The organism is Limnohabitans simekii (SeqCode) (genome assembly GCF_965234735.1).
GTDB classification, from domain to species: Bacteria; Pseudomonadota; Gammaproteobacteria; order Burkholderiales; family Burkholderiaceae_C; genus Limnohabitans; species Limnohabitans simekii.
Map to the genome: position 1 here is coordinate 142741 of NZ_OZ248544.1, position 12093 is coordinate 154833.

Here is a 12093-nt window from a genome sequence, read left to right on the forward strand (position 1 = left end):
GGCACAACATGCAACTCACGCTCTGGACATACGAAGGCCCACCCCACATTGGTGCGATGCGCATCGCCACGGCCATGCAAGACGTGCACTACGTGTTGCATGCACCGCAGGGCGACACCTACGCCGACTTGTTGTTCACCATGATCGAGCGCCGCCACAAACGCCCACCGGTCACTTACACCACCTTCCAAGCGCGTGACTTGGGCAGCGACACCGCACAGCTGTTCAAAGACGCCGTGGCCCATGCCAACGCACGTTTCAAACCCAACGCCATGTTGGTGGGCGCCTCCTGCACCGCCGAGTTGATTCAAGACGACCCCGGTGGTTTGGCGCAAGCGCTGCAACTGCCCATCCCTGTTGTTGCGCTTGAATTGCCCGCCTACCAACGCAAAGAAAACTGGGGCGCAGCCGAAACCTTTTACCAACTGCTGCGCCATGTGGCCGTGTCACCACCCGAGGGCTTTGACCGCCAAGCGCAAGCGCCCAGTTGCAACATCTTGGGCCCCACGGCTTTGGGCTTTCGCCACCGGGATGACGTGAAAGAAATCACCAAGTTGCTGGAAGACATGGGCATCCAAGTGAATGTGGTGGCCCCCTTGAACGCCTGTGTGGCCGACTTGCAAAACATCCCCTTGGCCTCCTTCAATGTGGTGCTCTACCCCGAAGTGGCCAACACCGCTGCTTTGTGGCTCGAGCGTCAATTCAACCAGCCCTTCACCAAAACCATCCCGATTGGCGTGGGTGCCACTCGCGACTTTGTGAAAGAAGTGGCGACCTTGGCAGGCGTGGAAGTGCCCGCCGATTTGGAAGACGACGGCCATTCGGTGTGGTATTCGCGCTCGGTCGATTCCACCTACCTGACGGGCAAGCGTGTGTTCATTTTTGGTGATGCTTCCCATGTGGTGGCTGCTGCCCGCTTCGCGTCGGAAGAAATGGGTTTCGAGGTGGTGGGCTTGGGCACTTACAGCCGCGAATTCGCCCGCGAAGTGCGCGATGCCGCCAAACGCTACGGCGTGGAAGCGCTGATCACCGACGACTACATGGCGGTGGAAAAACAAGTCGCCGCCTTGCACCCCGAGCTGATTTTGGGCACGCAAATGGAACGCCACATCGCCAAGCGCCAAGGCATTCCATGCGCGGTCATCTCCGCACCCGTGCATGTGCAAGATTTCCCAGCACGCTACGCGCCGCAAATGGGCTTTGAAGGTGCCAATGTCTTGTTTGACACCTGGGTGCATCCGCTGATGATGGGCCTGGAAGAGCATTTGCTGGGCATGTTCCGTGACGACTTTGAATTCAACGACAGCGCCGCGCCTTCGCACTTGGGTTCCACGCGTCGTCAACCCGAAGCACCCAAGGCGGAGCCTGAATTGATTGTGTTGCCCGCTGACGCTGTCGCCGCCACCCAGTGGTCCCCTGAAGCTACCAAAGAGCTGGGCAAGATCCCGTTTTTTGTCCGCGGCAAAGCCAAACGCAACACCGAGCGTTTTGCCACCGAGCAAGGTGTGTCAACCATCACCGTGGAGACGCTCTACGATGCCAAAGCCCACTTCAGCCGCTGATCGTTTGGCCGCCGCCAACACCGTGGTGCTGGTCACCATGGACAACCATTTGTCGGGCGCTTTTGAGAAAGTGGCTCTGCAACTGAGCGAACTGGGCTTGCGCCTGAAAGTGCATGCTGCCAGCGACTGGCGCAACAACCAAGACCAACTGCAACACTGCCGCGACGACTTGGCCCAAGCCAAGATGGTCATCGTTTCGATGTTGTTCATGGAAGACCATTTCCTGCCCATCCTCGATGTCTTGGAGCAACGCCGCTTTGAGGTGGACGCCATGGTCTGCATCATGTCGGCACCCCAGGTCATGCAACTCGGCCGCATGGGCAAGTACGTGGCCAACACCCAAAGCGGTGGCCTCATCGGCTTGCTGAAAAAACTGCGCCCCTCCGCCAAAGACGAGAACGGCAAAGACAAACCCGCGTCTGCCGGGGCCAAGCAAATGGCCATGCTGCGCCGCCTGCCCAAGTTGCTGCGCTTCATTCCCGGTACGGCGCAAGACGTGCGTGTCTTTTTCTTGGTGATGCAGTATTGGTTGGCCGGTTCCGAGCACAACATCATGCACATGGTGTTGATGCTGGTGCAACGCTACATGAAGTTGTCGACCAAACAACTGTCCTCTTTGCCTGCACTGGAGGCACCCCAAGAATACCCCGATGTTGGCGTCTACCACCCGCGCATGAAGGGTTTGTTCTCCGAACAGTCCAGCGACCTGCCCAACATCAAACGCCAAGACCAACCCGCTGTCGGCTTGCTGGTGTTGCGCTCTTATTTGCTGGCTGGCAACACCGCCCATTACGACGCGGTGATCGATGCTTTGGAGGCCAAGGGCTTGCGTGTCATTCCCGCCTATTCCAGTGGCTTGGATGCCCGTTGCGCCATCGATGCGTATTTCAAAAAGGGCGACACCCCTGTCATTGAAGCCTTGGTTTCTCTCACTGGCTTTTCATTGGTGGGTGGACCTGCTTACAACGATGCCAAGGCTGCCCAAGAGGCTTTGAAGCAGCTCGATGTGCCCTACATCGCAGCGCACCCCGTCGAGTTTCAATCGCTGGACCAATGGGGCAGCTCCGAGCGCGGTTTGTTGCCGGTGGAAAGCACCATCATGGTCGCCATTCCCGAGCTTGATGGCTCTACCGTGCCCATGGTGTATGGCGGTCGACCCGGTGCCGAGGGCACCAGTTGCACCGGTTGCGAGCGCTTGTGCACCTTCACCAAAGCGCATCAAACCCAGCACATGTTCACTTGCGCTGAGCGCACCGAGATGCTGGCTGCACGGGTGCAAAAACTGGTGCATTTGCGCCAAAGCAAACGGGCAGAACGCAAGGTCGCGATTGTGATTTTCAACTTCCCACCGAATGCCGGTGCGGTTGGCACTGCCGCTTATTTGTCGGTGTTTGAATCCTTGTTCAACACCCTGCACAACCTGGCTTCACAAGGCTATCAGGTTGAATTGCCCGAAAGCGCTGATGCCTTGCGAGAGGCCTTGTTGAAGGGCAATGCCGCGCAATACGGCACCCAAGCGAATGTCGTTCACCAAATTCCCTTGTCTCACCACATTCAAAACGAGCAGTGGCTCAGTGAAATTGAGGCTCAGTGGGGGGCTGCGCCCGGCAAGCACCTGACCGATGGCCGCAGCTTGTTTGTGCTTGGTCTGCAACTGGGCAACGTGCTGTTGGCGGTGCAACCCGCGTTTGGGTATGAAGGCGACCCGATGCGGTTGTTGTTTGAAAAGGGCTTCGCCCCCACCCACGCCTTCAGTGCCTTCTACCGCTATTTGCGCAAAGATTACCGTGCTGATGCCGTGCTGCACTTTGGCACCCATGGCGCACTGGAATTCATGCCGGGCAAACAAACCGGCTTGTCGGGCAAATGCTGGCCCGAGCGATTGATCCATGACCTGCCCAATATTTACCTTTACGCTGCCAACAACCCCTCTGAAGGCGCGCTGGCCAAACGCCGCGCTGCCGCCACGCTCATCAGCTACTTGACCCCCAGCATCACCGAAGCCGGTTTGTACAAAGGCTTGATTGAACTCAAACAAACGCTGGAACGCTGGCGCGGTGAAGCCCAAACAGACGCATCCGAGCGTCAATCGCTGATGCAGATGCTGCACGAACAAGCACTGGCCATGGACTTGCAAGTCCCCGCCCAGTTGGATGACGACACCACGTGGATCGATGGCCTGCAAGCCCAGTTGTTGGAGCTTGAATACGCCCTGATTCCTGACGGCTTGCATGTGATTGGCCGGGTGCCGACCCGCGACGCCCGCTTGTCCACCTTGAAGGCCATGGCCAAAGCCATGAACATCGAAGCACCCGCCTTGCTCAACCAGTTGGTAGATGAAAACGACTTGCCCGCCAACACCTTGAGTGACTTTTCAAGCTCTCAAGTGCAGCAAATTCAACAACTTGTCGACACCAATCGCATGCTGGGCCAACAGCATGAATTACAGGGTTTGATGCGGGCTTTGGATGGCCGCTACATCGAGCCTGCCCCTGGTGGCGATTTGCTGCGCATGCCCGAGGTCTTGCCCACCGGTCGCAACTTGCATGGCCTGGACCCCTTCCGCATGCCCAGTGCTTTTGCGGTGAAAGACGCCAAGCACCAAGCCGACAAATTGTTGGCGCGGTATGCCGCCGACGGCCAAGGCTTTCCTGAGAGCGTGGCCATGGTGTTGTGGGGCTCGGACAATTTGAAATCCGAAGGCGGGCCCTTGGCCCAGGCTTTGGCGCTGATGGGCGCAGCACCGCGCTTTGACAGCTATGGCCGCTTGGCCGGTGCGGCCTTGATTCCCTTGAGTGAATTAGGACGCCCCCGCATTGACGTGGTCATCACTTTGTCGGGCATCTTCCGCGACCTGATGCCCATGCAAATCAAGTTGTTGGCCGAGGCCAGTTTCTTGGCCGCCAGCGCCGATGAAGCCGACGAAGACAACTTCATCCGCAAACACAGCTTGGCTTTCATGCAAGCCAATGGCTGCGACATGGAAACCGCATCGCTGCGTGTGTTTGGCAATGCCGAAGGCGCGTATGGCGCGAATGTCAACCACTTGATTGACAGCAGTTGCTGGGAAGAAGAAAACGAATTGGGCAATGCCTTCACCAACCGCAAAGGCTTTGCCTACGGTCGCGAAGGCCAGCCGGTGCGCAACAACGCGCTGCTTCAAAGTGCGTTGGCCAATGTGAGCCTCACCTATCAAAACGTCGACTCGGTCGAGTTGGGCGTGACCAGCATTGACACCTATTTCGACACCTTGGGTGGCATCAGCCGTGCGGTGTTGCAAGCCAAACACCAACGCGATGGCAACCAAGCCAGTGCGCCGCCGGTCTATATCGGCGACCAAACCCAAGGCGATGGCGTGGTGCGCAGCCTGACCGAACAAGTGGCATTGGAAACCCGCACCCGCATGCTCAACCCCAAGTGGCATGAAAGCATGTTGCAACACGGCTATGAAGGTGTGCGTCAAATTGAAGCCCACCTGACCAACACCATGGGCTGGTCGGCCACCACCGGCCAAGTGCAACCCTGGGTCTATCAACAACTGGCGCAAACCTTCATCCTCGACCACGAGATGCGTGAACGTTTGGCCAAACTCAATCCAACGGCTTCAGCCAAAGTGGCTGGTCGTTTGTTGGAAGCGTCTCGACGTCAGTACTGGAAACCTGACGCCGAAACAATGAAGGTACTGCAACAGGCAGGCGATGAGTTAGAGGACCGCTTAGAAGGCGTCCAAGAAGGAGTACTTGCATGATGGAAACAGCCACAGTCCCGGTATCCTCAATCAAGCGTGGAGGGCGACCCGATGGTGAAGGCAGTGTCCAAGTTCAGATGGATCCGAACTTGAAAATTGGCACAGCCAAAGTCTTTGCGGTTTACGGCAAAGGCGGCATTGGCAAAAGCACCACCTCTTCAAACTTGTCGGTGGCCTTTAGCAAAATGGGCAAGCGTGTCTTGCAAATCGGTTGCGACCCGAAACACGACTCCACCTTCACACTCACCAAAAAGCTCATGCCCACGGTGATTGACGCGTTGGAAGCGGTTGACTTTCACGCCGAAGAACTGCGCTTGGACGACTTTGTGTTCAAGGGCTACAACGGCGTCATGTGCGTCGAGGCTGGTGGCCCACCAGCGGGCACGGGTTGTGGCGGCTATGTGGTCGGTCAAACCGTCAAGCTCTTGAAAGAGCACCATTTGTTGGAAGACACCGACGTGGTGATTTTTGACGTGCTGGGCGATGTGGTGTGTGGTGGCTTTGCAGCCCCGCTGCAACACGCTGACCGCGCCCTGATTGTGACGGCCAATGATTTCGATTCCATCTTCGCCATGAACCGCATCGTGCAAGCGATTGGTGCCAAAGCCAAGAACTACAACGTGCGCTTGGGCGGTGTGATTGCCAACCGCAGTGATGCCACCGACCAGATTGACAAGTACAACGCGGTCACCGGCTTGAAAACCATGGCGCACTTCCCCATGCTCGACGAAATCCGCCGCAGTCGTTTGTCCAAGTCCACCTTGTTTGAACTCGAAGCCACACCGGCTGTGAAAGCGGTGCAAGACGAGTACATGCGTTTGGCCGCGGCCTTGTGGTTGGGTGGCGACCCGCTGCCTGCCGTGCCCATGAAAGACCGCGATATTTTTGACCTGCTGGGATTCGATTGATGGACCACACCAGCTATTTGCAACGACGCGAACAGATCGAGCACTATTTCGATCGGACCGCGGCCAAGGCTTGGGAGGTGCTCACTTCAAATGCACCGGTGGGCCGCATTCGCCGCACTGTGCGCGAAGGCCGCGACCAGATGCGCAGCACGCTCATGTCTTGGTTGCCCCAAGACATGCGCGGCATGCGTTTGCTGGACGCCGGTTGCGGGACAGGTGCTTTGGCGGCACTGGCCATGCAACGCGGTGCCGAGGTGGTGGCCATCGATCTCTCGCCCACATTGGTGCAATTGGCGCGTGAACGCTATGCGCAGGATGTGGAGCAAGGACCAGGCAGCATCCAGTTTTTGGCGGGCGACATGCTGAGCCCCGCCACCGGCGAATTCGATTACGTGGTCGGCATGGATTCCTTGATTCACTACGACACCCAAGACATCGTCAAAGCCGTGCATGGTTTGTCGCAGCGCACCCGCCGCGCTATTTTGTTCACCTTTGCACCGCGCACCCCTTTGCTGGCCATGATGCACAGCGTGGGCCGCCTTTTTCCTCGCTCAGACCGCTCGCCCGCCCTCGAGCCCGTGTCAGCAGTGGACTTGAACCTGGGCCTCGAAGCCGTGTTGCAAGGCACAGCTTGGCAAGCAGGTCGCAGCCAACGCATCAGCAGTGGTTTTTACACCTCGCAAGCCTGGGAGTGGCGTCAGGCATGAAGTCCAAGTTCATCAACTTGCTCAAGGCACAAAGCATGAAGTACGTGCCGTTTGCGGATGCGGCCTCGACCGAGTTGCCCATCGGCAAGTTGTTGCGCTTGTCTTTGTTTCAAGCTGTGATTGGCATGGTGACCTCGCTCTTGGTTGGCACCTTGAACCGGGTGATGATTGTGGAACTGGGCATGGCGGCCTGGTTGGTCGCCATGGCTGTGGCCATCCCCGTGGTGTTCGCCCCGTTGCGCGCATTGGTGGGCTACCGCAGCGACACCCATCCCTCTGCGCTGGGCTTGAAGCGCATTCCCTACATGTGGATGGGCACCTTGTTGATGTTTGCTGGTTTGGCCATCATGCCGTTTGCCTTGCTGCTCCTGTCGGATCCACCACCCCACACCGAATGGCTGGGCCTCACTGGCGTCACCCTGTCCTTCGTCTTGTTGGGCTTTGGCATGCAAGTCACGCAAACGGCTGGCATGGCCTTGGCTAGTGACTTGTCCACCGAAGAAAAACGCCCACGCGTGGTGGCCCTGCTCTACAGCATGCTGTTGCTGGGCATGATTGGCAGCAGTATTTTGTTCGGGGTGTTTTTGAGTGACTTCACACCGACCCATTTGATCCAGGTGATTCAAGGCTGTGCCGTGGTGGTGGTGGTGTTCAATTTGATTTCCTTGTGGAAGCAAGAAGCACGTGCAGAAAAGCGCGGACCGCGAGAAGACAACGGTTTTCATAAAAATTGGCAACGCATGTTGAATCAACCTGGCATGCGCCGCTTTTTATGGACAGTCGCGCTGGGCACGGCCGCCTTCAGCATGCAAGACATCATCTTGGAACCCTATGGCGCTGAAGTGCTGGGCCTGGATGTGAGTATGACCAGTTCACTCACAGCCTTGAGTGCAGGTGGGGCTTTGTTGGCCTTTTACTTGTCGTCAGTGCTGCTCAACCGAGGCTTGGACGCCTGTCGCCTGGCCAGTGCTGGGGTGGTGCTGGGGTTGCCCGCTTTTGCTTTTGTGATTTTTTCTGCCCCGCTGTCCTCGGCCTTGTTGTTTCGAAGCGGCACCGCCTTGATCGGTTTTTCGAGCGGTTTATTTTCGGTGGGCATGTTGGTCATGGCCATGTCATTCAGCGAAGAGAAGTTGGCCGGCCTGGTGCTCGGTGCATGGGGTGCGGTGCAAGCCACAGCCTCAGGCATCGCCATGGCGGTGGGTGGTTTTTTACGCGATCTGATTGGCAGTTTGGCCAGCAGCGGTGCACTGGGCAGCAGCTTGGACACCCCGGCCACCGCCTACAGCTTTGTGTACCACATTGAAATTTATCTGTTGTTCGTGGTGTTGATCGCCCTGGGTCCCTTGGTGCGCAACATCCGACAAACGCAAGCACGCTCCAACCGATCTCATTTCGGTTTGGCCGAGTTACCGAGTTAACGACCACTTGATTTTTTAAACGGAGACATGACCATGGAAACTGGTGCAATTACCCAATACGTCGATGTAGCCCAGATCGTTTTGTACATCTTCTGGGCGTTTTTCGCGGGCCTCATTTATTACCTCTTGCGCGAAAACCACCGCGAGGGTTATCCCATGGACAACGGACGCGAGAACGGTCCGAAGATGGAAGGCTGGCCTTCAGTGCCCGAGCCCAAGGTCTACAAATTGGCCAATGGCCATGAAGCCTTGAGCCCCGACCACAACCGACCCGACGGCGTCTACAAAGGTCAACCCATGCACCCTTGGCTGGGTGCGCCGCTGGAACCCGTGGGCGACCCGCTGTTGGCAGGCTTGGGTCCTGGCGCTTGGGCGAACCGCGCCGATGTGCCCGAAATGACGCATGAAAATGAAGTCAAGATCGTGCCCCTGCGCGTGGCCAAAGACCACGGTGTGGCTCCACAAGACACAGACTCACGGGGTCAGAATGTCTATGGCGCTGATGATCAAATTGCGGGCGTGGTGCGCGACTTCTGGGTGGACCGTTCCGAAATGATCTTTCGCTACATCGAGATGACGGTCAAGGGCACAGACAAGCATGTGTTGATCCCGATCAACTTCGCCCGCATCCATGAAGACGCGATCGATGTGCATGCCCTGATGTCGCACCAGTTTGCCAATGTGCCTGCCACCAAGTCCCCCGACCAAGTGACCATGCTGGAAGAAGAAAAAATCATGGGCTACTATGGTGCAGGCTTGTTGTATGCCGAACCCAACCGCCAGGAACCCCTGGTATGAAAGCGCACCACGAGCATGAGTTTGAAGCGGCCTTGGGCTTGCCAGAAGACTTGCCGCGCAACGAATACATCGTTTGGCAAGGTCGCCCTGATTGGCGTCAACTCGCCATAGAAGCTTTCCATGTGCGCAAGTTGGCCATTTACTTTGCGATCATGGTTTGTTTGCAAGGCGTGCACCTCCTGGACGGCGATGCCACTGGCATCGTCATGCTGAAACAACTGGGCACCAGCATTGGATTGGCCACATTGGCCTTGGGCTTGCTCACCTGGAGTGCTTACTGGTCGGCCCAGGCCACCATGTATACCCTGACCAACAAACGCATCATCATGCGCATTGGGATCGTGCTCTCGCTCACCTTCAACCTGCCACTCAAAAAAATCACCTCGTGTGACTTGCAACTGGCGAAGAAACAGACTGGCAATATTGCACTTGGCATTGCCAGCGAAAGTCCGATTGGTTGGCTGAACTTGTGGCCGCATGTGCGCCCATGGCGAGTGTCTTCACCGCAACCGACCTTGCGTTGTGTGCCACACGCAGCGGATTTGGCACAACGGATTTGGCAAACTTGGCGACAAGTCAATCCGACCGAGCAATTGCTGTCGGCCCAGACCGAAGCAACGCATGGCAACAGCCAGGCTTGGGGGCAAGCATGAGTCTGGCCCCCACCACCGTCGCGGCTTCACCTGCCGTACCCATGGTGGTGCGCTGGGTGTTGTTGTGCCTGGTGTTGCTGCTACTGGCTGTGTTTGCGGTTCGACAATCGGGACCATCGGCTCAGCCGGTTGATGTGCCTGTGGTTTGGAAGAAAAACCTGCGCTTTGAAGACGGTGCAAAGGGTGAAATTGTGGTGCGTGATGCAGCCACTGAGCAACAGGTGGCCGTGTTTGAAGGCGAACAAGGCTTTATGCGTGGCACTTTGCGTGCCTTGGCACGTGAGCGCAAGAAAAGATCCATTGGCCCGGAAGCGGCATTCGAATTAAGTGGTCTATCAGATGGCCAAATGGTGTTGCACGATCCTGCCACGGGCGTGAGCATTCACTTGGCATCGTTTGGGCCGACCAATGCACAGATCTACCGTCAATTGCAATAAAAAATCGAGGACAACACCATGGCCCCAGTGACTGCAACCATTGAAACCGCACGCGACGCGAATGAAAAAGCCATTCAAAGCACGCTCTTGAACCCGCGCTTTTACACCACCGACTTTGCCGCCATGGACCGCATCGATGTGAACCCTGTGCGCAAAGAATGGGACCTGATGATGCAAGAGTACGAGGGTGACAACAACCATGATCACTTTCAGCGCGATGCTGCTTTTTCCGATGAAGTGGCCCTGCTCATGCCGCAACTCTCGCCCGAGATGCGGCAAGAGTTTTTAGACTTTTTAGTCAGCTCCCTCACCTCGGAATTTTCGGGTTGTATTTTGTACAACGAGATCCGCAAGCATGTCACCAACCCAGACATCAAACAACTGATGACCTACATGGCCCGCGACGAATCTCGCCATGCAGGCTTCATCAACCAGTCTTTGCGCGACTTTGGCTTAGGCATCGATTTGGGCGATTTGAAGCGCACCAAGGCCTACACCTACTTCAAACCCAAATACATTTTTTACGCCACCTACTTGTCGGAAAAAATTGGTTACGCCCGCTACATCACCATCTTCAGGCATTTGGAAAAAAACCCCGACAAACGCTTTCACCCGATCTTTCGTTGGTTTGAGCGCTGGTGCAACGACGAGTTCCGCCACGGCGAATCTTTCGCCCTGATCATGCGAGCCAATCCGCATTTGCTGCGCGGTGGCAACCGCTTGTGGATCAAGTTCTTTTTGCTGGCGGTCTACGCCACCATGTACGTGCGGGACCACACCCGTCCCATGCTGCACGAAGCCATGGGCTTGGAAACCGATGAGTACGACTACACCGTGTTTCGCATCACCACCGAAATATCCAAACAAGTGTTTCCCTTGTCCTTGGACACTGAAAACCCAGCGTTCCGTGCAGGTTTGGCGCGTTTGTTTGAAATTTCCAAGGCCAATGACGCGGCCATTGAAAAAGGTGGCGTGTTCAGCTATGTCACCCGCGCCGTCTGCGGTGTACAAGCCCTGTGGACCTTTGGTCGCTTGTTCATGATGGACACCCTTGAACATGAACTGCCTGTCAACACCCGCATGGCCCCGTCATGGTGAGTGAAGTTGCTTTTGCCGCGCTGTTTGCAGTTGTCTGCTGGTGGTTCGGCACGGGCGTCATTCTGTGGTTGGACCGTCTGCCACAAGCCAGTTTTCGATGGAGCATGTTAGCCTGGACTTTTTTGTTGGGCTTGAGCTTTTGGGGTGTCGCGACAAGCATGAAGAGTGTGAGTGATGCCAACGCGTACTTGGGGTTTGGCAGCGTGATCGTCATGTGGGGTTGGCACGAACTCGCCTTTCTAACAGGCACCCTCACCGGCCCTCGAAAGATTGCATTGGACGAAGGCGCTACCGGCTTCAAGCGCTTCGAACAAGCCTTCATGGTGATGCTGCACCATGAACTGGCCTTGTTGCTGAACTTTGCAGTGCTGTGTGCCATGCAAATGGATCAGCCTAACCACATTGCCCTGTGCACCTTCGCGCTGTTGTGGTGCATGCGGGTCAGCGCCAAACTGAATTTGTTTTTTGGCGTCTCTGAAAACGGCGCAGCCTACCTGCCCGCACATTTGCACTATTTGGCCAGTTATTTCAGACACCGTCGCATGACTTGGTGGTTTGCCATCTCTGTCAGCCTGTCTGTCTTGACGTTGGTTTGGTTGATTTGGCAAACCATCGTGGGTCAGGTAGAGATGACCACCGGTTGGGTCATGTTGGCCAGTTTGCTGAGTTTGGCCATTGTGGAGCACGCCTTGATGATTTTCCCCTTGCCCCTGCAACGCATTTGGGGCTGGGCCATGTCCCGCACCAGCGCCAGTTCCGCCTGA

General features: G+C 56.7%; 10 protein-coding genes. All 10 read left to right on the forward strand.

From position 1 onward, the window contains the following. Nucleotides 1–8: 8 nt before the first annotated feature. The 10 genes from bchB to puhE are packed head-to-tail and all read left to right on the forward strand — an operon-like array spanning nucleotide 9 to nucleotide 12093. On the forward strand, nucleotides 9–1562 hold the full coding sequence (gene bchB / locus AC8GFP_RS11370) for a ferredoxin:protochlorophyllide reductase (ATP-dependent) subunit B (RefSeq protein ID WP_506613258.1): 1554 nt from the start codon (nucleotides 9–11) through the stop codon (nucleotides 1560–1562). Continuing rightward, nucleotides 1537–5310 carry a magnesium chelatase subunit H gene (locus AC8GFP_RS11375; protein WP_506613260.1) on the forward strand — a complete coding sequence of 1258 codons (3774 nt, stop codon included), beginning with the start codon at nucleotides 1537–1539 and terminating at the stop codon, nucleotides 5308–5310. The genes bchB and AC8GFP_RS11375 overlap by 26 nt, the downstream gene beginning before the upstream one ends. Continuing rightward, entirely contained in the window at nucleotides 5310–6218 is a 909-nt protein-coding gene (gene bchL / locus AC8GFP_RS11380; RefSeq protein WP_506613473.1) for a ferredoxin:protochlorophyllide reductase (ATP-dependent) iron-sulfur ATP-binding protein, read from the forward strand. The genes AC8GFP_RS11375 and bchL overlap by 1 nt, the downstream gene beginning before the upstream one ends. After that, nucleotides 6218–6925 (forward strand): magnesium protoporphyrin IX methyltransferase, encoded by a 708-nt coding sequence (bchM, locus tag AC8GFP_RS11385; protein ID WP_506613262.1) that lies wholly within the window; start codon nucleotides 6218–6220, stop codon nucleotides 6923–6925. Before bchL ends, bchM begins: the two co-directional genes overlap by 1 nt. Continuing rightward, complete coding sequence (locus tag AC8GFP_RS11390; protein WP_506613264.1) at nucleotides 6922–8343, forward strand: BCD family MFS transporter; 1422 nt, start codon at nucleotides 6922–6924, stop codon at nucleotides 8341–8343. Before bchM ends, AC8GFP_RS11390 begins: the two co-directional genes overlap by 4 nt. Nucleotides 8344–8376: 33 nt before the next feature. After that, entirely contained in the window at nucleotides 8377–9141 is a 765-nt protein-coding gene (puhA, locus tag AC8GFP_RS11395) for a photosynthetic reaction center subunit H (protein ID WP_506613266.1), read from the forward strand. Further along, nucleotides 9138–9794, forward strand: a complete 657-nt coding sequence (gene puhB, locus AC8GFP_RS11400; RefSeq protein ID WP_506613268.1) for a photosynthetic complex putative assembly protein PuhB — start codon at nucleotides 9138–9140, stop codon at nucleotides 9792–9794. Before puhA ends, puhB begins: the two co-directional genes overlap by 4 nt. Beyond that, on the forward strand, nucleotides 9791–10231 hold the full coding sequence (gene puhC, locus AC8GFP_RS11405; RefSeq protein ID WP_506613270.1) for a photosynthetic complex assembly protein PuhC: 441 nt from the start codon (nucleotides 9791–9793) through the stop codon (nucleotides 10229–10231). The genes puhB and puhC overlap by 4 nt, the downstream gene beginning before the upstream one ends. 18 nt (nucleotides 10232–10249) lie before the next feature. Continuing rightward, a complete protein-coding gene (acsF, locus tag AC8GFP_RS11410; protein WP_506613272.1) occupies nucleotides 10250–11329 on the forward strand; it encodes a magnesium-protoporphyrin IX monomethyl ester (oxidative) cyclase in 1080 nt (359 codons plus the stop codon). Then, a complete protein-coding gene (gene puhE / locus AC8GFP_RS11415; protein ID WP_506613274.1) occupies nucleotides 11323–12093 on the forward strand; it encodes a putative photosynthetic complex assembly protein PuhE in 771 nt (256 codons plus the stop codon). The genes acsF and puhE overlap by 7 nt, the downstream gene beginning before the upstream one ends.